Raw genomic sequence first — 24,055 nt, forward strand, 5'->3', positions numbered from 1 at the left:
TGGGACCTTGTGTTCTTTTTTAATCAGCCGCCAAAGGGATGATGTTCGCGCCAGTGGCGCGCAATATCGATCCGGCGGGCAAACCAGACATTGTCGTGGCTTTGGACATAATCAACAAAGCGCTTGAGCGCTGCGAACCGGCCCGGACGCCCGACCAAGCGGCAATGCAAGCCGATCGACATCATGCGCGGGGTTTCGCTGCCTTCTTCGTACAGGGTGTCGAAGCTGTCCTTGAGGTACTGGAAGTACTGTTCGCCGGAATTAAAGCCCTGCATGGCGGCAAAGCGCATGTCATTGGCATCAAGCGTATAGGGCACGATCAGGTGCGGCGTTTCGGTCTGGGTGCTCCAGAATGGCAGTTCGTCACTGTAATCATCGGCGTCATAGAGGAAGCCACCTTCTTCTGCCACCAGACGGCGGGTGTTGGGGCTGGTGCGGCCGGTGTACCAACCGAGTGGGCGTTCGCCCGTCACATCCTTGATGATTTCAATCGCCTTGTGCAGGTGTTCGCGTTCCTGATCTTCAGGCATGTATTGATAATCAATCCAGCGATAGCCGTGCGAGCAAATCTCGTGACCGTCTTTCATCGCGACTTCACCGACCCTTGGGTGGCGGGCAAGGGCCATGGCAACGGCAAAGATCGTGATTGGAATCTGGCGTTCGCGAAACAGGTTCAGGATGCGCCAGACACCGACCCGCGCACCATATTCATAGATCGACTCCATGCTCATATGGCGGACACCTTCGCGCATGTCGGCCCCGATGATTTCAGACAGGAACGCCTCGGAGGCCTTGTCGCCATGCAGGATGCAGTTTTCGCCGCCTTCTTCATAGTTCAGGACAAACTGCACCGCGACGCGCGCCTTGTTTGGCCAGTTGGCTTTGGGCGGGTTTTCCCCATAGCCGATCAAATCACGCGCATATGTCTGGTCGTTCATGCGAACCTTCTCCTGAATTCTGTGGGATTGATCCCGTACGCCCGGCTTTGTTGTCGGGCCTGTTTGGTGTAGCATTAACCATCGGCCGCGGCGCAGCAAGAAAGAAACCTGTGGATGCTAAGCCAACGACGTGCCGCACTATCAAGGCTGTTTTGATAATGTTCCTGGACGGGATCAGATTTGAGCCACGCTTTTCGCGGTCTATCAAGGCGTTTTGCCTGTGTTTCCGTTCATAGTGCCTGAAACTGCTGTATTCGTTTTTCAAAGAATTGTTGATATAGTTTCACGTTATCGCCTCTTTCCCCCGGACGGGGTGTAATGCGACGATTTTAGATCGCTTAAAAATGGTTCGGCACAAAACTTCATAAACAGAATGCCGTTCCCGGGGAGAAGCGACCGCTCATAAAATTAAGAGAATGAGAGAGGAGGCCCGGCATGGGACGACTGACCACCCATGTACTGGATACGGCAAAAGGCTGCCCGGCTGCCGGAATCCGCATTGAGCTGCATCGCTTTGGCAATGGCCATGATGACATGGTTGCCGAGGCCGTGACCAATGCCGATGGCCGCACCGACAAGCCGATGCTTGAAGGCGCCTCGTTCAAACCGGGGCAGTATCAGCTTGTTTTCCATGCGGGCGATTATCTGGATGCCAGCGGTGCCGAGCTTCCCGATCCGAAATTCCTGGATCAGGTGGTGATCCGGTTCGGGATTTCCGACGGGCAGGCGCATTATCATGTGCCGCTGTTGCTGTCGCCGTTTGGCTATTCCACCTATCGCGGCAGCTGAGGTCAGACATGGCAAGTGCGACCGGATCCCTTCGTTCTGATATCCGTTTCCTGCTGGGAGACGAGGAACGCAGCCTGCGTGATGTTGATCCGCAGATGACGGTTCTTGAATATCTGCGCCTATCGGAGCGCAAGGTCGGCACCAAGGAAGGCTGTGCCGAGGGGGATTGCGGGGCCTGCACGGTTGTGCTGGGCGAACCGGATGGCGATGGCGGGATGGCGTACCGCACGGTTAATGCCTGCATCCAGTTTGTCCCGACCCTTGATGGCAAGCAGCTTTTGACCGTCGAGCATCTTAAATCCGAAGACGGGACGTTGCATCCAGTGCAGCAGGCGATGGTCGATACCCACGGGTCGCAATGCGGTTTCTGCACGCCGGGTTTTGTCATGAGCCTGTATCAGCTGTGGCTTGATGGTGGCGAGGATGACCGGGGTGCGATCAATGATGCGCTGGCCGGGAACCTGTGCCGTTGCACCGGTTATGGCCCGATTATCGAGGCCGCGCGCAAGGCAGGTAGTGTTGCCGCCAATGACAGTGCCGAGCAAAAACGCCGTGCAGATATTGCCGCAAGATTGACGGCAATGGTCGCGGATGAAGGCATGCTTGCGCTTGAACATCCTGCGGGGCGTTATTTTGCGCCGCGCACATCTGATGCGTTGGCCGAACTGCTGGTGGCGCATCCGGATGCGACGGTTCTGGCCGGGGGAACGGATGTCGGGCTTTGGGTGACCAAGATGCTCAAGCGTCTTGATCCGATCATTTACATTGGCGATGTCGCCGATATCCAATCGGTTTATGAAACCGAAGATGCGCTGATTATCGGGGCCGGTGTGACCTATAGCCGGGCGCACGACGCGCTGGGGCGGGTGGCAAGTGATGTTGGTGAATTGGTGCGCCGGATCGGATCACGGCAAATCCGTAATGCCGGGACTGTGGGCGGCAATATTGCCAACGGTTCGCCGATTGGTGACACGCCGCCAGCCCTGATTGCATTGGGTGCGAAGATCGTGCTGCGCATGGGCGATGTTCGGCGTGAAGTGCCGTTGGAAGAGTTCTTTATCACCTATGGCAAACAGGACCGCCATCCGGGCGAGTTTGTTGAAAGCGTGATCGTGCCCAAACCCAAAAGTGGGCTGGTGTTCAAGGCTTATAAAATCTCCAAACGGTTTGATCAGGATATCACGGCCGTTTTGGCGGCCTTTGCCATCAAGGTCGACGATGCCGGCAAGGTTGTCGAATTCCGCGCAGCCTTTGGTGGCATGGCAGGCACGCCGATGCGGGCCAAAAAATGCGAGGCGGCCCTGATCGGTAAGGACTGGGATGAAGCCAGCCTTAATGCCGCACAAATGGCGCTGGCCAGCGAATTTGAGCCGATGAGTGATATGCGTGCCTCCAAGGAATATCGCATGTTGGTGGCCCAGAACCTGTTGACCAAGCTGTTTATCGAAACCAGTGCGCCTGAAGTTGCCACCCGCCTTGTTGGCAAGGAGGCGGCCCATGTCTGATCAGGTTTTAAAAGCCGATAATGACGAGGTGATTGCACCGACCGCAGGCCTAAGCGGTGGGGTACGGTCAAGCTCCAAACATGATAGCGGCCCGAAGCATGTGGCGGGCGAAGCGGTTTATATTGATGACATCAATGAGCCGTTTGGCACGCTTCATCTGGCACCGGGTGCGGCAACCATTGCGCATGGCAAGATCACCAAACTGGACCTGTCAAAGGTCCGCACGGCGCCCGGTGTGGTGTGCGTTCTGACCGCCGATGACATCCCCGGTGTAAATGACGTTTCGCCAGCGCATACCCATGACGAGCCGGTTTTGCCCGATGGCATCGTGCAGTTTTATGGTCAGCCGGTCTTTTGCGTGGCGGCGGAAACCCGCGCGCAGGCCCGTGCCGCCGCAAAACTGGCCGAGATCGAATATGAAGAACTGCCGGCTGTTCTGGATGTTGCCGAGGCATTGGAAAAACAGCTTTTTGTCGCGCCGCCGCATGTGATGAAGCAGGGCGATGCCAAGGCCGCACTTTCGCGTGCCAAGCATCGCCAAACTGGTCGGATGGATATTGGTGGGCAGGATCATTTTTACCTTGAAGGCCATATCAGCTTTGCCATTCCTGGTGAGGATGGTGATGTGTTGCTGCATTGCTCCACCCAGCATCCATCCGAGGTGCAGCATAATATTGCCAATGTACTGGGCCGTCCGGCCAATGCGGTGACGGTCGAAGTGCGCCGCATGGGTGGCGGGTTTGGCGGCAAGGAAACGCAGGCCATGCAATGGGCGGCACTGGCGGCCATCGTTGCGACCAAAACAGGACGCCCGGCCAAGTTCCGTCTGGACCGCGATGACGACATGGTCATGACCGGCAAGCGCCATGATTTCATTGTCGATTATGATGTCGGCTTTGATGATGACGGGCGGATTTGCGGGCTGGATATCCAATATGCCGCCAATTGCGGTTTTTCGGCTGATTTGTCGGCGGCGATCGCCGACCGGGCGATGTTCCATACCGACAATGCCTATTACCTTGGCGATGTCGAAATCAGGTCGTACCGCTGCAAGACCAACCTTGTGTCCAATACTGCCTTCCGGGGCTTTGGCGGGCCGCAGGGCATGGTGGCGATTGAACGGATCATTGATGAGATTGCGATGACGGTTGGCCGTGATCCGCTGGATGTGCGGATTGCCAACTATTACGATACCAAAGATCGCAATACGACGCCCTATCACATGGTGGTCGAAGATAACGTTTTGCCGGAACTGACAGACGATATCCTGAAAGCCAGCGACTATCGCAAGCGCCGGGCAGAGATTACGGCATTCAATTCCGAAAGCCCGGTGTTAAAAAAGGGCCTGTCGCTGACGCCGGTGAAATTCGGGATTTCCTTTACCACCACGTTCCTGAACCAGGCGGGCGCGCTGATCCATGTCTATCAGGATGGATCGGTACATCTGAACCATGGCGGGACCGAGATGGGCCAGGGCCTGTTTATCAAGGTCGCCCAGGTCGTGGCCGAGGAATTCCAGATCGATCTGGATCAGATCAAGATCACCCCGACCAATACCGGCAAGGTGCCCAACACATCTGCCACGGCCGCATCCAGCGGGGCGGATATGAACGGCATGGCCGCACGCGATGCGGCGATGACGATCAAGAACCGGCTGATTGCCTTTGCCGCCGAGAAATATGGTGTGGCGGAAAGTACTGTGCGCTTTGTGCCGGGCAAGGTCATTGTCGGCGACAAGGAAGTGCTCGCCTTTGCCGATCTGATCAAGCAGGCCTATCTGGCGCGTGTGTCGCTGTCGGCCACGGGTTATTACGCGACGCCGAAAATCCATTATGACCGCGAAAGCGCATCGGGACGGCCGTTCTATTACTTTGCCTATGGCATGGCATGTTCGGAAGTCGTGATTGATACCCTGACCGGCGAATACAAGGTGACGCGGGTTGATATCATTCATGATGTCGGCCGGTCGTTGAACCCGGCGATTGACCTTGGGCAGATTGAAGGCGGCTTCATTCAGGGGATGGGCTGGCTAACGTCCGAGGAACTGTGGTGGGATGACAAGGGCAGGCTGCGCACCCATGCGCCGTCGACCTATAAAATCCCGGCTTGTTCAGATCGACCGGAAGATTTCCGTATGGAGCTGTGGTCGTCCGGACGAAACGTTGAAAAAACCATTCACCGGTCCAAGGCAGTTGGTGAGCCACCCTTGATGCTGGCGATTTCGGTGCATCGGGCGATTGCCGATGCGGTGGCCTCGGTCGCCAATCACAAGGTTGTCCCGGTCCTTGATACTCCGGCAACGCCTGAGGCGGTCTTGCATGCCGTGGCCGATTGCGCCAAGCGCATGATCGAGAACGCGCATTCTGCCGATGCGGCCCATTCAATGGCGGGGGAATAGGTCATGACCCTGTCGCGGCGCGATCATATCAGGCTGTTGTCCCAACCCGGTCCGGTGATGCTGGTCAGTGTTGCGGCCATTCGCGGATCGACCCCGCGCGAGGTTGGGGCCTTCATGCTGATCACGCCGGATGCGATTTCGGGCACGATTGGGGGCGGTAACCTTGAACATCAGGTCACACGCCGGGTGCGTGACGGATTTGCCCAAGGTGTCGATACAGTAACCCTTGGCGAGATCGTGCGGTTTCCGTTGGGGCCGGGGCTTGGGCAGTGTTGCGGTGGATCGGTCGAGGTTGGTTTCCATCTTTTGGATGATGTCGCGAAAGAGACGCTGCGCAGTGTTTTGACAGAGATCGAGACGGCACCGACCCGTGCCGATGGCCATTGGGTAACCGTACCGACCGATTGTAATGACATTGCGCGGGTCAGTGGTACGCATGCCCGGATGTTATCGGAAACTCTCGGGGCTGCGCGCGGCGGGATAGTGACGCTTAATGGGTTAGAAACGCTGTGTTTGCGCCTTGATGACGCGCGCACGCCGATGTGGATTTTTGGTGCCGGGCATGTTGGCAAGGCGGTTGTGGAGGCCTTGGCACCGCTTCCGTTTGACATTCATCTGATCGATTCGCGTGATGAGTTTCTTGCGGGTATTGAAGGCGAAAATGTTCAGGTTTGTCAAAGCGATAAGCCCGAAGCCGAGGTCGCCGATATCCCGGCCGGGGCGCATGTATTAATCCTGACGCACAACCATGCGCTTGATTTCGATATCTGTCGGGCGGCTTTGGTGCGGGGGGATCTTGGTTTTGTTGGCATGATTGGCAGCCAAACCAAGCGTGCACGCTTTGTCCGACGTCTTTCTGATCGGGGGTTGAGCGCGGTTGAGATCGGTCGTCTGACCTCACCGATTGGAATTCAAGGCATTAGCGGCAAACAGCCCGCCGTGATCGCGGCATCGGTTGCCGCACAGGTATTGTCGGTGCGCGAAGCACAGATGGCAAATACGCAAACGCCAAAATCCGCATCAGACGGGTTGGGCAACGCTTAAGGCCTTCTTTGAGGGCACTATTAATGATAAAGGGCCGCGCAATGACGGCCTGATCAGGTGGTTCGGGAAACCGGGCCAGAGGTTTCGTAGAGGAGAGTTTGGCTGTGTGTGACGCCAAGGGCCATATGCGCCATGCCGTGGATTTGTCGCGGCAAAAAATGGAAGAGGGATGCGGTGGTCCGTTCGGGGCAATCATCGTTCGCAAGGGCGAAGTGATTGCAGAAGGATGGAACAACGTCACGTCCAAAAACGACCCGACCGCCCACGCAGAGGTCAGCGCCATTCGCGCAGCTTGTGAAAAACTGGGCACGTTTGATCTGTCGGGATGTGAAATCTATACCAGTTGCGAACCTTGCCCGATGTGCCTTGCGGCGATCTATTGGGCCCGTCTGGACAAGATCTATTATGCCAATGGCCGCGAAGATGCTGCTGCCATCGGTTTTGATGATCAGTTCCTGTATGATGAGGTGGCAAAATCGATCAATGATCGTTCCTTGCCAATTGTGCATGTCGATTTGCCCGAGGCGCGCGAAGTGTTTGCCGCCTGGGATGCCAAAACCGACAAGATCGAATATTGAGACCGTTTGACTGCAATGCGTTATGCGGTAAAACCGCGTGTCGGGTGCAAGACATATCGCTAAATGGGGGTGGCAACAGTGACGTCAATGACCGGTGAAACCGGGACAGAAGCCATGAAGGGGGCAGGTCCTGCGCAGCTTGAAGTGCGCGGTGTGACCAAAGCCTTTCCGGGGTGTCTCGCCAATGACGATATCAGTTTCCGGATCGAGCCTGGTGAAATCCATGCGCTGCTTGGTGAAAACGGGGCGGGAAAAAGTACGCTTGTAAAGATCATCTATGGCGTGCTGCAGGCCGATGAAGGCGAACTGATCTGGGAAGGCAAGCCGGTCACGATCGCAAGCCCGCATGACGCGCGCGAAATGGGGATCGGTCTGGTTTTCCAGCATTTCTCGCTGTTTGAAACCATGACGGTGCTTGAGAACATTGCGCTGGCGATGAATGACGTGCGCGATATGGATGCACTGCGCAAGCAGGTGCTTGAGGTCGAAAAGACATATGGCCTGCCGCTGGATCCTGATCGCCATGTTTATACGCTTTCGGTTGGGGAACGTCAGCGCATCGAGATTGTGCGGTGTTTGCTTCAGAACCCGAAGCTTCTGATTTTGGACGAGCCCACCTCGGTCTTAACACCGCAGGAAGTTGAAAAGCTGTTTGAAACCCTGCGCCGTTTGGCCGATGAAGGCTGCGCAATCCTTTATATCAGCCACAAACTGCATGAAGTGAAGGCGCTTTGCCAAAAGGCGACCGTGCTGCGTGGTGGCAAGGTTGTCGGCGGCTGTGACCCGCGCGAAGAAACCGCAAAATCGATGGCCGAAATGATGATCGGCCAGAAACTGACCGCACCGGATCGTGGTAAATCCCGCGAATTTGGCGATGTGCGGCTTGCGGTTTCCAATCTGTCGCTTGAAAGCGATGAACAGTTCGGTACCGACCTTAAGGGGATTAATCTTGAGGTGCGCGGTGGCGAAATCATGGGCGTTGCCGGGGTTGCCGGGAACGGCCAGAACGAACTGTTCCGTGCCCTTGCCGGTGAAACCGAACAGCAAGCGGCACCCGATAGCATCAAGATCGATGGCAAGTCGGTTGCGCATTTCGGCCCGCGCCGCCGCCGTCGACTGGGCGCGACGTTCGTTCCCGAAGAACGCAACGGCCATGGTGCTGTACCGGACATGAGCCTTTCGGAAAACGGGTTTTTGACGGCATTCCGGCGCATGGCGCTTTCGGCCCGTGGCTTGATCCGCGAAGTCCCGACCAAGTCATTTGCCGATAACATCATCAAGACTTTTGATGTGCGTACCACCGGTTCTGGGGCCGAGGCCGGATCACTTTCGGGCGGCAACCTTCAGAAATTTATCGTCGGGCGCGAGATTTTGCAGGACCCGGGTGTTCTGGTGATTTCCCAGCCGACCTGGGGGGTGGATGCCGGGGCGGCCAGTGCCATTCATCAGGCATTGCTCGATTTGGCAGCCAAGGGCACGGCGGTTTTGGTAATTTCGCAGGATCTGGACGAGATTTATGCCATTTGTGACTCGGTGGTGGTGATGGCGGAGGGCAAAATGTCCAAACCGCGTCCGATGGCCGATGTCAGCATCGAGGAAATTGGTCTGTTGATGGGGGGCCTTCATGATCTTGAAGGCAACGCGACCCCGGCGAACGACATGGAAGTTGAAGGAGGTCGCGTTGGTCAGGCTTGAACCCCGTCGCCAGCATTCCCAGGCGATGGTTTATCTGTCGCCGGTTCTGGCAATCCTTATGACGCTTGTCGTCGGCGGGATCATCTTTGCCTTTATGGGCAAGAACCCGTTTGACGCGCTTTATACGTTCTTCATTCTGCCGATCAATAACAGCTATGGTATTTCCGAGCTGTTTGTGAAGGCGACCCCGCTTGTCATCATTGCGGTCGGTCTTGCCATGGGATTCCGGGCCAATGTCTGGAACATCGGGGCCGAAGGCCAATTGACCATGGGGGCGATTTTCGGCGGTGGTCTGGCGCTTTATTTCCATGACAGCGAAAGCGTGCTTTTGATGCCGGCCATGTTTGTCCTGGGCGCGCTGGGCGGTGCGTTTTGGGGCGCGATCCCGGCACTGTTGCGCACGCGCTTTAACGCCAATGAAATTCTGACCAGCCTGATGCTGACTTATGTCGCAACGCTGTTCTTAAGCTTCCTTGTCCATGGTCCGTGGCGTAACCCGGAAGGGTTCAACTTCCCGGAATCTCGGCCGTTCCCGGATGCCGGTTTGCTTCCGATCATCTTTGAAGGATCGCGTGTACATCTTGGTACGGCCGTTGCCGTGTTTGTCGTGATTGCCGGTTGGTTGTTGCTGTCAAAATCGGTGATCGGGTTCCAGTTGCGCGTTGTCGGCAAGGCGCCGCAGGCCGCCCGCCATGTCGGGTTCCGTCAGAAACGCATGGTCTGGTTTACCCTTCTTCTGGGTGGTGCGCTGGCCGGTCTGGCCGGTTTGTTTGAGGTGTCAGGCCCCATCGGGCAGCTTCAGCCATCGATCTCGCCGGGTTATGGCTTTACCGCGATTATCGTGGCGTTCCTTGGCCGGTTGCATCCGGTGGGCATTTTGTTTGGCGGTTTGATCATGGCGCTGACCTATTTGGGGGGCGAACTGGCACAGATTACACTCGGCCTGCCCAATGCTGTGACCGGTCTTTTTCAGGGGATCTTGCTGTTCTTCCTGCTGGCCAGTGATGTTTTGACCAAATACCGCATTCGTTTCGGCTCCATCGCGGCAAAAGGGAGAACCGCATAATGGAATGGATTGTTCCCTTTATCCTGACCGTGATCACCGCCTCGACCCCGCTTTTGCTGGCGGCATCGGGTGAGCTGATTACCGAGAAATCCGGTGTGCTTAACCTTGGTGTTGAAGGCATGATGCTGGTCGGCGCGATTGCCGGTTTTGCGGTGACGGCATCAAGCGGATCGGCCTCTCTTGGCATTCTGGCTGCTGTTGTGGCGGGCACATTGATGTCGCTGATCTTTGCATTTTTGACTCTGACGCTGATGGCCAATCAGGTGGCGACGGGGCTTGCGCTTACGATCTTCGGGGTTGGTTTTTCAGCCCTTGTCGGATCGGGCTTTGTTGGCTTTGCGATTGATCCGCTGCCTGCCCTTTCGATCCCGGGCATCAGTGCCATTCCGATCATCGGCCCGATCCTGTTTGGGCAGGACTTTCTGGTTTATCTGTCAATCGCGGTTGTGATTGGCATCGCGTGGTTCCTGTCCAAATCGCGTGCGGGCCTCATTCTTAAGGCGGTTGGGGATTCCCATCATTCGGCGCACGCGATTGGCTATTCGGTGATCAAGATCCGCTATCTGGCCACCATGTTTGGCGGGGCGATGGCGGGCCTTGGTGGCGCGTATCTGTCGCTTTCATATACGCCGATGTGGGCGGAAAACATGACGGCTGGGCGTGGCTGGATCGCGCTGGCGCTGGTGGTGTTTGCCACATGGCGTCCGGGGCGTCTGGTTGCCGGGGCCTATATGTTTGGCCTGATTTCGGTGATGCAGTTGCATGCGCAGGGGGCTGGCATTCATGTGCCCAGCCAGTTCATGTCGATGTTGCCGTATCTGGCGACTGTGATCGTGCTGGTGATTATTTCCAGCGACCGCGCGAAAATCAGACTGAATGCGCCGGCCTGTATTGGTCAGGCGTTCAGGGCCGCCCAATAGGGTTTCGGCGGCCTTAACTGCGGGACCGGAACACGTCAAATGATGTTTCGGCCCGACGACGGGAGGAAGACTGTGCTTGCCAAACCTCACACAAGCCGGGCACGGCTTGGCCGGTTTGTCTGAGATTTGGTTTGTGCAGGAACGTGTCATTGATTGCGATCAGGAAGTCAGTATAAGTCCTGATTGAGTGTCTAACAGGGAGACTGAAACTATGAATGCAAGCCTCGTGAAGCGCACACTTGCCGCCGTTGCGGCTGTTGGTGCCCTCGCAACCGGCATGGGTGCAGCCCAGGCCGAAGACGTTAAGGCCGGTTTTATCTATGTCGGCCCGATTGGTGACCATGGCTGGTCTTACCGTCATGACATTGGCCGTCAGGCCATCGAAGCCGAACTCGGCGATGCCGCATCGACCAGCTATGTCGAAAGCGTGCCGGAAGGTGCAGATGCTGAACGCGTGATCCGTCAGATGGCCCAGACCGGCCACAACCTGATCTTCACCACCTCGTTCGGTTTCATGAACCCGACCGAAAAAGTTGCCAAGCAGTTCCCGAATGTCAAATTCGAACATGCAACCGGTTACAAGCGTGCTGACAACCTGTCGACCTATGCCGCACGTTTCTATGAAGGCCGTTATGTTGCTGGTGTGATCGCCGGTAAAATGACCAAGTCGAACATCGTTGGTTATGTCGGCTCCTTCCCGATCCCGGAAGTTGTCCGTGGTATCAACTCCTTCATGATGGGTGCTTGGTCGGTTAACCCGGACGTGCAGGTCAAAATCGTTTGGGCAAACACTTGGTATGATCCGGGCAAGGAAGGCGATGCTGCCAAGGCCCTGATTGACCAGGGTGCAGACATCATGGTTCAGCACACCGACAGCCCGGCACCGCTTCAGGTTGCTGAAAACCGTGGCGTTCTTGGTTTCGGTCAGGCGTCTGACATGATCAAGTTCGCACCGAAGGCACAGCTGACCGCCATCGTTGATAACTGGGACAGCTACTATGTTGCCCGCGCCAAGGCCGTTGCCGATGGCACATGGGAGTCCATGGACACCTGGGGTGGTATTGATTCCGGTATGGTCGACATGGCACCTTACACCAACATGCCTGACGACGTGAAAGCGCTGGCAGAAGAAACCGAAGCAAAAATCGCATCGGGTGAATTCCACCCGTTCACCGGCCCGATCTATGACCAGGCAGGCGAACTGCGCGTTGCAGAAGGCGAAGTTGCGGATGATGGCATGCTGCTTGGCATGGACTGGTACATTCAGGGCATCGACGCAGAACTGCCGAAATAAGTCGGATTTCCGATCCGTCCGGATCGGTTAAATGACGAAGCCCCGTGCATTAGCTTGCGCGGGGCTTTTCTTATGACGGTTTGTCAGGTCGGCTTCTTTGGATTGGGCCGGGTTGGTTCGTCTGACTTTTCATAGGCGATCATTTCGGTTTTTGGGTGCCGCAGGGCATAGAGTGCTGCGCGCCAGCCATACAGCTTGACCTTGTGTTCGCGGGTTTTACCGGCCCACTTGTCGCGGAACCGTTCCATGTCTTCGCGGCGATTGAAATAGATCACCATATCGACAATCGGGGCATTCTGACCGCCACGCGGGAGTTCGATATTCCGAATGCCCATCGTCCAGTTCTTGCTCATGACATTGATGTCGAGCCAGTCCAGCACAGCTTGGGCGGAATGTTTCTCGTGAATAACGACACGATATGGAAAATTCCGAAGATCTTTCGACATCGGTGTGTCCCTGACGGTTCCTGTTTGCTGCGATGATACATGAAATCGTTACAAAGTTGCTTAATTCATGAACTGACAGACAGCAGGCTGTCGATCGGCGTGATGAAGATGCCGTTCCACAAAGCCGGGCCCAGTTCAACGGGCGGGCCAGTTTCCTGCCAGATCATCAATGCGATTTTATCCCGTTTCGAGCATGTCACCCGGATTGCCGATACTGGAAATCCTTGGTTGGCGCAGAAAGAAAAATGGTGAGCGTAGGTTGAATATCTACTAATCGGATAATACTTTATCCAATAATAATTCCAGATTACTGTGTTAGGTATTGAGAATGAAACATGTGGAAAAATAATATTTAGCTTCGCACGATCATTTTCACATGATAATTGAGTAATTCATCGTGCCCGCAGCCCGAAATTGCGAGCATGTTTGGAAATAAAAATAAAGTATCGGGGTCTTACAGGTGAGTGAAAAGCCTTCAGGCATTCAGCCTTCTGGGCGGGAACGTCATTTCAAACCGGAAGAATTGATCGTCAGCAAGACGGATCTCAAAGGGCATATTACCTACGCCAATGAGGTGTTTTTGCGCCTTTCTGATTATTCGGAAGGTGAGGTTTTGGGGAAGCCGCATGCGCTGATCCGACATCCGGATATGCCGCGCTGCGTTTTCAAGCTTTTGTGGGACCGGATATCATCCGGTCACGAGATTTTTGCCTATGTCGTGAATATGGCCAGCAATGGGGATCATTATTGGGTCTATGCCCATGTGACGCCGACCTTTGATGCCAGTCACAAGGTGATTGGATACCATTCCAACCGCCGGGTGCCCGATCCAAAGGTTCTGAGCGAAACGATCATTCCTCTCTATGCGGAACTCCGCAAGATCGAGGAAAGTCTGCCCAATCGCAAGGACGGCATGAAGGCAGCATCCGAGGCCTTGTCACAGAAGCTTTCTGATATGGGCATGTCGTACGACGAGTTTATCCAAAGTCTCTAGGGGGATCCAAAGGCGGTTCCCGAAAATGCAAGGTTTGAGGTTCTAATGTCTCTGTTCGGTGGTTCAAAATCGGGTATCAAAAAGGCACTGGATGTGGTTCTGGCCGCAGCGGACGGTGATTACGAAGCCCGCATTACCAATGTCGACAGTCATCCTGACATGCGCGAACTGTTTATTGCGATCAACCGGCTGATTGACCGCAATGATGCGTTCCTGCGCGAAAGTGCGGCATCCATGGGGGCGGTTTCCGAAAACCGTTATTACCGCCGCATTGTCGAAACCGGGCTGGTCGGGGATTACCTTTCTTCGGCCCAGCGGATTAATGCCGCAAGTGCCTCCATCGAAAAGAAACTTTCCGGGTTTGCCGACATTCTTGATGAATTCAAAAGCGGTTCGTTTGCCGCGGTTGATGACATTGCCAATGCCGCATCTGCCCTTTCTGAGGCATCCGGGGACGCCAATTCCATCGCCCATGAAACCAGTTCGCGTTCAACCAACGTTGCCGCAGCGGCCCGCCAGACGGCGGCCAATGTCAGCGAACTTTCGGCCGCATCCGAAGAGCTGAACGAGGCAATCCGAAATGTGTCCGAACAGGCGCGTGAATCGGTTGAAATTGCCAACCGAGCCAACGGCCTTGCCCAGGAAACCGATGGTCGTATCGGACAGCTGGAAGCGGCTGCTGGTGAAATCGTCGAAGTGGTCAGCTTTATCCGCGACATTGCGGCTCAGACCAACTTGCTTGCGCTGAATGCGACGATCGAGGCTGCGCGCGCTGGTGAGGCCGGTAAGGGCTTTGCAGTGGTTGCCAACGAGGTCAAGGGGCTTGCCAACCAGACCAGCAAGGCAACCGAAAGCATCGAGGAAAAGGTTCAGGACATCCAGACCGCGATCGAGCAATCCGTTGGGTCGATCCGCGAGATCGCAGGCGTGATTGATGATCTGGCGGCACGTTCGGACACGATTTCGGGCAATGTCGAAACCCAGGCGAACCTGTCGACCAACATCACGCGTAATGTCGAACAGGCATCAAGCGGCGCACAGGAAGTCACTGACAATATCACCGTGGTTTCCGATATGGCCGGGCGCACGGGCGAAGCGGCCGATACCACGCGCGACATGGCCAGTCGTCTTGCCGATCAGTCGGAAAGCCTGCGCAATCAGTTGGGTGTGTTCCTCGATACCATCGAAAAGCTGCTTTATACCGCCAAGAAATAGCCGCTTTCTGCGTGCAACAGGATGCGTCGGGCATCATGATGGTACCCGGTCAGGATTTTCAGTCAGGAGAGCGGTGCCATGCGGGTTTTCTTCAATTCGCGCCACGATGCCCATGATGGGGCCGGCGAAATGCATCACGGACGCATGGTGCCATGTTTTGAGAATGCCCGGCGCATTCCGATCATTCGCGATGCGGTGGCGCATGCCATCAAGGCACAGCTTGTTGATCCGACCGATCATGGCATGAACCCGATCCGCGCGATCCACGATCCGGACTATATCGATTTCCTGGAAAATGCCTGGGATGAATGGACCAAGGCGGGGAAAAGTGGTGATGCTTTCCCCTATGTCTGGCCGACCGCGGGTTTTTCCGGCGGCAAGCCCGAACATATCAGCGCGCGTCTTGGCGAATATGCCTTTTCTTCTGATACACCGATTACCAAAGGCACATGGCGTGCGGCCTATTGGGGGGCGCAAACCGTAATATCGGCGGCCGAGGCGACATGGGGCACAGGCGAAGCATCCTTTGCCCTGACCCGTCCGCCGGGGCACCATGCCCATGCCAACCGATATGGTGGATATTGCTTCTTGAACAATGCCGCCATCGCGGCCCAGCACATGATTGCCAAGGGTGCGAAAAAGGTTGCGATCCTTGATATCGATTACCATCACGGCAACGGTGCACAGGATATTTTCTATGAACGTGGCGATGTCCTGACCATATCCATCCATGCCGACCCGACCCATCAGTTCCCGTTCTTCATGGGCTATGCCAATGAAACCGGGCGCAATGACGGGCAAGGGGCGAACCTGAATATCCCGCTGCCGGGTGGCAGTGATTTCGCGGGCTGGGGTGCGGGGTTTGCCAAGGCAATGCAGAAACTTCTGACCTGGCAGGCCGATGCGCTGGTGGTGGCGCTTGGTGTTGATGCCCACGAGGCCGAGCCGATCTGTGACTTCAAGCTCCAGACCGATGATTTCAACCGTATCGGTCAGATGATAGGTCGGATGGGGCTTAAAACCATATTCACCATGGAAGGCGGCTATGCCCATGATGTGATCGGGCACAATGTGGCCGCGGTTCTTAAGGGGTATCTTGAGCTTGCCAAAAGCTAGGCCAAGCAGGGCAGAATACAAAACGCCCCGACAATAAGTGCGGGGCTTTTTTTGTTCAGCGTTCCCAGGGCGGCGCGCCGCCAAATTCCGCCACCAGAAAATCAACAAAGGCGCGGACACGCGTCGGCAGATATCGGTTTTCCGGATACAGCGTATAGACCGCATGCGACGGTGGCTGGTATTCGGGCAAAACGCGTTTGAGGCGGCCATCGCGCAGGTATTCGCCAATTTCCCAATCGGATTTCAAGGCAATGCCGTGACCGTCAAGGCACCAGCGGGTCAGCACTTCGCTGTTATCGGAATCCATGGAACCGGCAACCGCCAAGGTTACTGGCGGTTCATCATTCGGCCCTTGCAGGGTCCATTGATATTGCTGTGATCCCGGGAAGCGCAGCAGCAGGCAATTGTGGTTCAGAAGGTCGGCAGGCACCTTGGGTGTACCGTTCTTTGCAAGGTAATCCGGGCTTGCGACCAGCATGCGTTTGTTAGAAGCCAGCTTGCGCACGATCAGCGAACTTTCCTTAAGCTCGGCAATGCGGATGGCAAGATCGACCTTGTCTTGCAGCAGATCAAGAAGCCGGTCGGACAGATGCAGGCGGATTTGCACATCCGGGTTCTGTTCGACGAATTTCGGAATGATCGGGGCGACGAACTTGTTGCCGAACGCCACCGGGCAGGTCAGCGTGACCGGGCCGCGTGTGGTGTTTTTCTGATTGGCAATCGCGTTTTCGGCTTCCTGCATTTCCGACAGAATGCGCAGGCAATGCCGGTAATAAACATCACCCTCGGTCGTCAGGTTGACCCGCCGCGTTGTGCGGTTAAGCAGCCGAACCCCCAGACGTTCTTCAAGGCGGGCGATCCGGTTTGACACCACAGCGGCCGAATGACGCAATTCACGCCCGGCCGCAGAAAGGTTGCCAAGTTCGGCAACACGGACAAAAATCTGAATGTCCTCGAAGTCGGACATGGCGCGGGAAGCTCCTGATGTCTGAAGTCTTTTGCATTATTCTACGTGCAAATTGGCGGGCACACTGTGCCATTTTAAAGATTAATTTGAAAGTCATTTTGATTATGCTCAACCCCTAAATAATAGAGCCGGTCGGGTGACTGTGTTAGGAAACAGATCGACTGGATTGAACCCGGATAAAGCCATCAGAGCGACTTCAAAAGTCCCGGGCATCATCATCAAGGCAGGGCTGCCAGCGCGCCGGAAACCGCGCATGGGCGAGACGGAGGTTTCAAGCACCGTGGATATTCTGTTTCAGGACTGGATCAATTTGATCCTGCGCTGGGCGCATTTGATTACAGGCATCGCCTGGATCGGGTCTTCATTCTATTTCGTGTGGCTGGATCTGAGCTTGCGCAAGCGTCCGGGCATGGATGAAGGCGTTTACGGCGAAGCCTGGATGGTGCATGGCGGCGGGTTCTATCATGTGAACAAATGGATGGTGGCACCCAGTTCCATGCCCGCAGAATTGCACTGGTTCAAATACGAGGCCTATTTCACCTGGATTACCGGCTTCGCACTTTTGGTGACCATGTATTACTGGAGTGCCGAAAGCTATCTGATTGACCCAAGCGTTCTTGCACTGACCAAGATGGATGCGATCCTGATTGGGCTTGGCAGCCTGTTTGCCGGTTGGGTGATCTATGACATCATTTGCAAAAGCGCGATTGGCAAAAGCACCGGTAAGCTGGCCGTCGCCCTGTTTATCCTGATTATGGCGGCCGCCTATCTGTTTACCCATGTGTTTAGCGGGCGGGGTGCGTTCATCCATGTCGGTGCGATGATTGGCACGATCATGGCCGCCAACGTGTTTCGCATCATCATTCCCAATCAGAAAAAGGTCGTCGCCAGCCTGATGGCCGGGGAAAAGCCCGATCCGAAACTGGGCCTGCAGGCCAAGCAGCGTTCAACGCACAATAACTATCTGACCCTGCCGGTGTTGCTGATGATGATCAGCAACCACTATTCGATGCTGTTTTCCCATGATCAGTCCTGGCTGATTGTCGGCCTGATCCTGATCATCGGTGGGTTGGTGCGCCATTTCTTTAACACGCGCAATGCTGGCGGCACCGGCAAGGCGATTGCATGGCAGCTTCCGTCGGCTGCGGTCGGTATGGCGATCCTTGCGATGTTTGCATCCTATGATCCGAATGCGGTCAAGCGTGCCGATGAAGATGTTATTACCGCCAATCATGCCCTAGCGATCGTCCAGACCCGCTGTTCGACCTGCCATTCGGCGAACCCGAGTGACGAGGGCTTTGACGAAGCCCCGGCAGGCGTGATGTTTGATGATCTGGCCCAGATCGAAGCAAATGCGCAGCGTGTTCTCGCACAGGCGGTTATTGGCCGGGCCATGCCGCTTGGCAATATGACGGAAATGACCGACGAGGAACGCGCGCAGCTTGGCCAGTGGATCCGGGCAGGCATGCCGGAATAAGCAAACAGGAACGAGATCCAAAGGAAAGAGCGGTCGTAATGCACGACCGCTCCTTTGTGTTGACGGATTGCTTTAAGGTCGGCGGGGATGGGGATCAATTCCAACCTAAACGTCAGCGCGATAGTTCATCGGTACCCAGTCATACATGGTGGCATTTTCGCGCACATGACCAAATCCCGGGAAGGCGACATGGCAGCCTGCAACCAGGTATTTTTCCTGTACTGCTTCGGCAAAGGCCGCTTCGCGTGATTTGATTGCCATGTCGGTGTCGCCGTCAAAGGCGATGGCGATATTCGGATCGTCAAACTGCACGACATCGCCATGGGTAATGTCGCCCCAATAAACAAACTTCTCGCCCTTGCTTTCGATCCAAAGCGCGCTGTGGCCGGGCGTGTGTCCGGGGCGGAAAGTGGTGTTGACCATGCCTTCGATGGCCGGGGCATCGGGAGCATATTTCACAAGCTTGCCGCTATCGATATAGGGGGTCAGGGCGGCAACCGCCTGATCGAAGAACGCGTGGGCGTCTTCAGGCGCGGCCGCCTTGTTTTCGGCACTGAGCCAGAACGCGGCATCCGGCTCGGGAACATGGACGGTGGCATTGGCAAAGACCTTGTTGCCGGCCAGTGTCAGGCCACCGGTATGGTCGGGATGAATGTGGGTAATCACGACATCATCTACCTGATCAGGGTGATAGCCCGATGCAATCATATTGGCCGGAAGTTTGCCGAGTGCCGGGCCCATCAGATCGCTGGTGCCCGCATCGAGCAATACAAGACGATCCCCGAAATTCAGCAAATAGGCATTGACCGAAAGATAGGTTGGGGTGCCCTGAAACGCATTGGCAAGGGCCAGGCGGGCCTGTTCGGGCGTGGTGTTGACATAAAGGTCAGCGATCGGGAACTGGGCCGCACCATCAGAAAGGGCGGTGACTTCGACGTCGCCGACCATGACACGGTAATAGCCCGGTGCCTGTGTGCCAACCAGCGGTGCCTTTGCCTTTGCGGCCAGTGGCACAAAGACGGTGCTGCCGATCGCGCCAACGGCGCCGGCGGCAAGCGTGCTTTTGAGCAAATCACGACGTGATAGCATTTTTCTTTTCCCTCAAATCATGCCGGTCGGAACCGGCGGGTTGTAAGCTGATGGGGAAAGGCTATAGTGCGATCAGTCAGTAATCAAATCGATACCAGTCATGGATAATATTGATCATTTCAATTTACGGTCATTTGACCTCAACCTGATGATTGCGTTTGACGCCATGATGCAGGAAATGAGCGTGACCAAGGCGGCCGAGAAACTGCGTATCGGGCAGTCGGCCATGAGCCACAATCTCAATACCTTGCGCATGTTGCTGGCTGATGATCTGTTTGTGCGTGTCGGTCAGAAAATGCAGCCGACAGCAAAAGCCCGTGCGCTGGCCGGGCCAGTGCGCACCGCCCTTTCGCAGGCGCAGAATGCCCTTCATGCGACGGATTCTTTTGATCCGCAAACCGCCCAACGTGTTTTTCGCTTGGGCGTGACCGGCGAAATGGACATGATTTTGCTGCCGGTTTTGATGCAGCATTTGCAGCAGCAGGCACCGGGTATCAAGATTTTGAGCCGCACCATCACATCTGAAACGGTTGATGGAATGATCAATGGCGGCGAGATTGATCTGGCGATTGGCTGCAAAAGCCAACTCGACACAGGCCATTTCGGCGAGGTTCTGTTCAACTCGGAAGTCGCCTGTTGTTTTAATCCCGATATTCTGGATTTGCCGCTGCCGATGTCACGTGCGCAATATCTGGCATCGCGGCATGCGGTTCTGTCCCAGACCGAGAATGTCGCCGGGTGTGTTGGTGTCGCGCTTCAGGGGATGGGGATTGAACTTGATGTTGTTCTGGCGGCACCTGATTTCATGCCGCTTCTGGCAGCGGCCCGAAACAGTGCCGTGATTGCCACTGTGCCGTGTCGTATTGCCAACCAGTATGCACCGTTATTCGGGTTGTCTTATTGCCCGATGCCGATTGATGTGGCGTTTCCGCCGGTGAGGATGAACTGGGCTGTGTGGACCGACAAGGATGTTGGTCTGATCTGGTTGCGTGATCAAATCCGCGCAGCAATTAACGCGATCGCGCCGGACCGCGCATTGCAGGCGGCCGAGTAATCCCGGACAAATACAGCCAGAAATCAAAACGCCCCGCCGGTCTCCCGACGGGGCGGGAAGCTGGCCGACACGGGGCAGATTGTGGTGCAATAAGCTCAGCGCAGACGAAACTTCCGCGCTCCAGATAGGCTGTGAAGGCCGCGGCGTCAACATGATCAAAAATTAATCAAAATGTAATCAATGATTGAAAAATAGTCATTCAAAACACGGCTTACGCAAATATTGTCCCCGAAATAGCTGTAAAATGGTTTCTTATTGCGTGAGAATCCCTCGATTCGCGATTTTATTCGATATGGCCTCTGAGTCTGGCACGGTTTTAGCAAGTGCAACGGCGGTGCAATAAAAACTCAGTGGAGGCTATAAATGAATAAGAAGCTTCAGGCGCTCATTGGCGCCGGGGCCATGGCAGTGTCTGCAATGGCAATGTCAGCCGCACAAGCAGCAGAAACCATCAAAGTTGGTGTGCTGCACTCTCTTTCCGGGACGATGGCGATTTCCGAAACCACGCTGAAGGACACTGTTCTGATGCTGGTCGATGACCTGAACAAGAATGGTGGTCTGCTTGGCAAACAAGTCGAAGCCGTTGTCGTTGACCCGGCTTCTGACTGGCCGCTGTTTGCTGAAAAAGCCCGCGAACTGATCGAACAGGAACAGGTTGCTGTTGTCTTCGGTTGCTGGACGTCGGTTTCGCGTAAATCGGTTCTGCCGGTCTTCGAAGAACTGAACAGCATGCTGTTCTATCCGGTTCAGTACGAAGGTGAGGAAAGCTCGCGCAACGTGTTCTACACCGGTGCAGCTCCGAACCAGCAGGCCATTCCGGCTGTTGATTACCTGATGAGCGAAGATGGCGGCTCTGCCGAGCGTATCGTTCTTCTGGGTACTGACTATGTTTATCCGCGTACCACCAACAAGATCCTGCGTTCTTACCTGAACGGCAAGGGTATCTCCGATGAAGACATCATGGAGAACTACACCCCGTTTGGCCATTCTGACTGGCAGTCGATCGTTGCTGACGTGAAAGCATTCGCATCTGCTGGCAAGAAAACCGCCGTGGTTTCGACCATTAACGGTGACGCGAACGTTCCGTTCTACAAGGAACTGGCAAACCAGGGCATCAAAGCCGAAGACATTCCGGTTGTTGCCTTCTCGGTTGGTGAAGAAGAACTGGCTGGTATCGATACAGCGCCGCTGGTTGGTCACCTTGCTGCCTGGAACTACTTCCAGTCTGTTGAGTCCGATGCCAACACGGCCTTCATCGAAAAATGGCACGCCTTCATCGGTGATGAGTCGCGCGTAACCAACGACCCGATGGAAGCAACCTATATCGGCTTTAACATGTGGAAACAGGCTGTCGAGCAGGCTGGCACCACCGATGTCGATGCAGTTCGTCAGGCAATGTATGGCCAGGAAGTTGCAAACCTGACCGGCGGTACCGCTGTAATGAACACCAACCACCACCTGTCCAAGCCGGTTCTGATCGGCGAAGTTCAGGATGATGGCCAGTTTGACATCGTTTGGGAAACCGAAGGCACCGTCGTTGGCGATGCATGGTCGGACTTCCTTCCGGAAAGCGCAAAGCTGACCGCCGACTGGACCTATCCGTGGGTCTGCGGCAACTGTGAAAAACCGATGTACTAATTGGTTTCGGATGGGCCGGTCGTGGCAACGCGACCGGCCTGTTCATTTTCAACGCAATCAGCACCTGCCGGCTGTCCGCGTCTTCTTTATCCAATTTTCCATATTGAATTCAAAGGTTTGGTGATCATGCGCAATGACATGTTTTCAGTGCTGCGCCGTTCTCCGTTCTCATTGGTCAAAACGCGTGACGTCGCCCTTCGACTGGGTGTCATGATCGCGTGTCTGGCCCTGCTTGTGATCGCAACACCCAATAGCGCACAGGCATTTAGCGACGAAGAACTGCGAAACATCGCCGAACAGTTAAATGATAAAAGTGCGACCAAAAAGGTCGCGGTGATCGAGGAAATGGCAGCGGACGGTGATCCGCGTGTCGCCCCGATCCTGAAGGCCATGCTTGACGGTGACCTTTATGTTCGCGACAGCGACGAGCATGTAGTCATCGCCACCAAAAAGGGCAAGGTCTTTACCCATATCGACATCGTCAGCGGCGAAGAAGTCGGTGAAAGTTCATCCAAGGAACTCTCCAAGATCAAGATCAACAACCGCCTGCGGGGCGCGCTGCGCGATGCGTTGGCGACGCTGAACCTGTTTAGCCCGGATCTCAATATCCGAAGCGCTGCGGTCGAGCAGATCATGGATGCCCGTGACCCGGCGATGTTGCCATTGCTTCTGCGCGCGATTGACCGCGAAGAGGATGAAACGCTTCTGGCACGGATGGAACTGGCGCAGGCCACCATGGCGCTGGCAGCCGGTGAAACCACCGAAGAACGCCTAAGCGCGATTGATGTTCTGGCCAGCGAAACCACGCCGCAAATTCGCGCGGTGCTGTCGCAATTTGTCGCCAGTGCGGAGGCAGAAGGTTACGAGCCCGAAGTGGTTGCCGCCGCAGAGGATGCGCTTGCCTCGGTCGAGGGACGCCTGTCGACCTGGCAGACGATTGGGGATGTCTATCGCGGGATCAGTCTGGGGTCGGTTCTGTTGCTGGCGGCGGTTGGTCTTGCCATCACCTTTGGTGTGATGGGCGTGATCAATATGGCGCATGGTGAAATGATCATGATCGGTGCCTATACCACCTTTATGGTGCAGCAGGCGCTGGGATCCATCCTGCCATCCGGGTCGGCATGGTCATTGGTGATTTCAGTGCCAGCCGCCTTTTTGGTCGCAGGCGCCGTCGGGGTTGTGATCGAACGATCCGTGATCCGTTTCCTCTATGGTCGGCCGCTTGAAACCCTTCTTGCGACATGGGGGGTCAGCCTTGTCTTGCAGCAGGCGATCCGAACGATTTTCGGGGCGACCAACCAGCAGGTCACCGCACCTGATTTCATGAGTGGCGCGATTGAATTTTCGACCGGTCTGGTGCTGACCTATAACCGGTTGTGGATCATTTTGTTTAGCATCATCGTGGTTGCGGGTATTGCAGCGGTGCTGCGTTACACCGCGTTTGGTTTGCAGATGCGCGCCGTTACACAGAACCGGCGCATGGCCGGATCGGTGGGTATTCGCACCGGTTATGTTGATGCGCTGACCTTTGGTTTGGGGTCGGGGATTGCAGGCATCGCCGGTGTCGCGCTCAGCCAGATTTCAAACGTCAGCCCGAACCTTGGTCAGACTTACATTATCGACAGCTTCATGGTTGTCGTGTTTGGCGGGGTCGGGAATCTTTGGGGCACAGTACTGGGCGCGTTTAGCCTCGGCATTGTGAACAAGTTCCTTGAGCCGATGGCAGGTGCGGTTCTCGCCAAGATCTTTGTCCTGATTGCGCTGATCCTGTTTATCCAGAAACGACCCAAGGGGCTGTTTGCCCTTAAAGGTCGCGCGGTGGAGGCCTGATC

21 protein-coding genes are annotated in these 24,055 nt (G+C 55.7%); 17 read left to right on the forward strand and 4 right to left on the reverse strand.

The features are described from left to right. Positions 1–23: 23 nt before the first annotated feature. Positions 24–938 (reverse strand): allantoinase PuuE, encoded by a 915-nt coding sequence (puuE, locus tag DY252_RS03110; protein WP_064787670.1) that lies wholly within the window; start codon positions 936–938, stop codon positions 24–26. Positions 939–1,373: 435 nt separating this feature from the next. On the opposite strand from puuE, the gene uraH reads away from it, so the two are divergent. The 9 genes from uraH to DY252_RS03155 all read left to right on the forward strand — a co-directional run bounded on the left by uraH (position 1,374) and on the right by DY252_RS03155 (position 12,227). Further along, on the forward strand, positions 1,374–1,727 hold the full coding sequence (gene uraH, locus DY252_RS03115) for a hydroxyisourate hydrolase (RefSeq protein ID WP_033070534.1): 354 nt from the start codon (positions 1,374–1,376) through the stop codon (positions 1,725–1,727). Positions 1,728–1,735: 8 nt separating this feature from the next. Continuing rightward, positions 1,736–3,232, forward strand: a complete 1,497-nt coding sequence (xdhA, locus tag DY252_RS03120) for a xanthine dehydrogenase small subunit (RefSeq protein WP_064787668.1) — start codon at positions 1,736–1,738, stop codon at positions 3,230–3,232. Then, positions 3,225–5,630 (forward strand): xanthine dehydrogenase molybdopterin binding subunit, encoded by a 2,406-nt coding sequence (gene xdhB / locus DY252_RS03125; RefSeq protein WP_064787666.1) that lies wholly within the window; start codon positions 3,225–3,227, stop codon positions 5,628–5,630. Before xdhA ends, xdhB begins: the two co-directional genes overlap by 8 nt. 3 nt (positions 5,631–5,633) lie before the next feature. Then, entirely contained in the window at positions 5,634–6,674 is a 1,041-nt protein-coding gene (gene xdhC, locus DY252_RS03130; protein WP_064787664.1) for a xanthine dehydrogenase accessory protein XdhC, read from the forward strand. Positions 6,675–6,778: 104 nt separating this feature from the next. Continuing rightward, entirely contained in the window at positions 6,779–7,252 is a 474-nt protein-coding gene (locus DY252_RS03135; RefSeq protein WP_197482545.1) for a nucleoside deaminase, read from the forward strand. 87 nt (positions 7,253–7,339) lie between these two features. Beyond that, on the forward strand, positions 7,340–8,947 hold the full coding sequence (locus tag DY252_RS03140) for an ABC transporter ATP-binding protein (RefSeq protein ID WP_231959672.1): 1,608 nt from the start codon (positions 7,340–7,342) through the stop codon (positions 8,945–8,947). Continuing rightward, positions 8,934–10,013, forward strand: a complete 1,080-nt coding sequence (locus DY252_RS03145; RefSeq protein ID WP_129542668.1) for an ABC transporter permease — start codon at positions 8,934–8,936, stop codon at positions 10,011–10,013. The genes DY252_RS03140 and DY252_RS03145 overlap by 14 nt, the downstream gene beginning before the upstream one ends. Continuing rightward, positions 10,013–10,933: an ABC transporter permease gene (locus tag DY252_RS03150; RefSeq protein WP_064787655.1), complete on the forward strand. Its 921-nt coding sequence runs from the start codon at positions 10,013–10,015 to the stop codon at positions 10,931–10,933. Before DY252_RS03145 ends, DY252_RS03150 begins: the two co-directional genes overlap by 1 nt. A gap of 226 nt (positions 10,934–11,159) precedes the next feature. Continuing rightward, entirely contained in the window at positions 11,160–12,227 is a 1,068-nt protein-coding gene (locus DY252_RS03155) for a BMP family ABC transporter substrate-binding protein (RefSeq protein ID WP_064788260.1), read from the forward strand. Between the two features lie 83 nt (positions 12,228–12,310). On the opposite strand, the gene DY252_RS03160 is transcribed toward DY252_RS03155, so the two are convergent. After that, positions 12,311–12,673: a hypothetical protein gene (locus DY252_RS03160; RefSeq protein ID WP_064787653.1), complete on the reverse strand. Its 363-nt coding sequence runs from the start codon at positions 12,671–12,673 to the stop codon at positions 12,311–12,313. Between the two features lie 39 nt (positions 12,674–12,712). Here DY252_RS03160 and DY252_RS03165 point away from each other — a divergent pair, with 39 nt between their 5' ends. The 4 genes from DY252_RS03165 (at position 12,713) to DY252_RS03180 (ending at position 15,998) form a co-directional block, all read left to right on the forward strand. Continuing rightward, positions 12,713–12,925, forward strand: a complete 213-nt coding sequence (locus tag DY252_RS03165) for a hypothetical protein (RefSeq protein WP_129542669.1) — start codon at positions 12,713–12,715, stop codon at positions 12,923–12,925. 208 nt (positions 12,926–13,133) lie between these two features. Beyond that, a complete protein-coding gene (locus tag DY252_RS03170; RefSeq protein ID WP_064787651.1) occupies positions 13,134–13,667 on the forward strand; it encodes a PAS domain-containing protein in 534 nt (177 codons plus the stop codon). A 45-nt stretch (positions 13,668–13,712) separates the two neighbouring features. Continuing rightward, a complete protein-coding gene (locus tag DY252_RS03175; protein ID WP_064787649.1) occupies positions 13,713–14,882 on the forward strand; it encodes a methyl-accepting chemotaxis protein in 1,170 nt (389 codons plus the stop codon). 78 nt (positions 14,883–14,960) lie between these two features. Then, entirely contained in the window at positions 14,961–15,998 is a 1,038-nt protein-coding gene (locus tag DY252_RS03180) for a histone deacetylase family protein (RefSeq protein WP_064787647.1), read from the forward strand. Positions 15,999–16,053: 55 nt separating this feature from the next. On the opposite strand, the gene DY252_RS03185 is transcribed toward DY252_RS03180, so the two are convergent. Further along, positions 16,054–16,965: a LysR family transcriptional regulator gene (locus DY252_RS03185; RefSeq protein ID WP_064787645.1), complete on the reverse strand. Its 912-nt coding sequence runs from the start codon at positions 16,963–16,965 to the stop codon at positions 16,054–16,056. 253 nt (positions 16,966–17,218) lie between these two features. Between DY252_RS03185 and DY252_RS03190 the strand changes: the two genes are divergently transcribed. Further along, entirely contained in the window at positions 17,219–18,442 is a 1,224-nt protein-coding gene (locus DY252_RS03190; protein WP_231959629.1) for a urate hydroxylase PuuD, read from the forward strand. A gap of 105 nt (positions 18,443–18,547) precedes the next feature. On the opposite strand, the gene DY252_RS03195 is transcribed toward DY252_RS03190, so the two are convergent. Further along, the gene (locus tag DY252_RS03195) at positions 18,548–19,531 is read right to left on the reverse strand and encodes an MBL fold metallo-hydrolase (RefSeq protein ID WP_064787643.1); all 984 of its coding nucleotides are present in this window, start codon (positions 19,529–19,531) and stop codon (positions 18,548–18,550) included. Between the two features lie 100 nt (positions 19,532–19,631). Between DY252_RS03195 and DY252_RS03200 the strand changes: the two genes are divergently transcribed. From DY252_RS03200 to urtB, 3 genes are all read left to right on the forward strand, one after another. Further along, positions 19,632–20,585, forward strand: coding sequence for a LysR family transcriptional regulator (locus DY252_RS03200; RefSeq protein WP_064787641.1), 954 nt, complete (start codon positions 19,632–19,634; stop codon positions 20,583–20,585). Positions 20,586–20,948: 363 nt separating this feature from the next. Further along, positions 20,949–22,223 carry an urea ABC transporter substrate-binding protein gene (gene urtA / locus DY252_RS03205; protein WP_008888426.1) on the forward strand — a complete coding sequence of 425 codons (1,275 nt, stop codon included), beginning with the start codon at positions 20,949–20,951 and terminating at the stop codon, positions 22,221–22,223. A gap of 126 nt (positions 22,224–22,349) precedes the next feature. After that, positions 22,350–24,053: an urea ABC transporter permease subunit UrtB gene (gene urtB, locus DY252_RS03210; RefSeq protein WP_231959628.1), complete on the forward strand. Its 1,704-nt coding sequence runs from the start codon at positions 22,350–22,352 to the stop codon at positions 24,051–24,053. The last annotated feature ends 2 nt before the right edge of the window (positions 24,054–24,055 follow it).

Origin of the sequence: Thalassospira indica, assembly GCF_003403095.1 — a bacterium.
Lineage (GTDB): Bacteria > Pseudomonadota > Alphaproteobacteria > Rhodospirillales > Thalassospiraceae > Thalassospira > Thalassospira indica.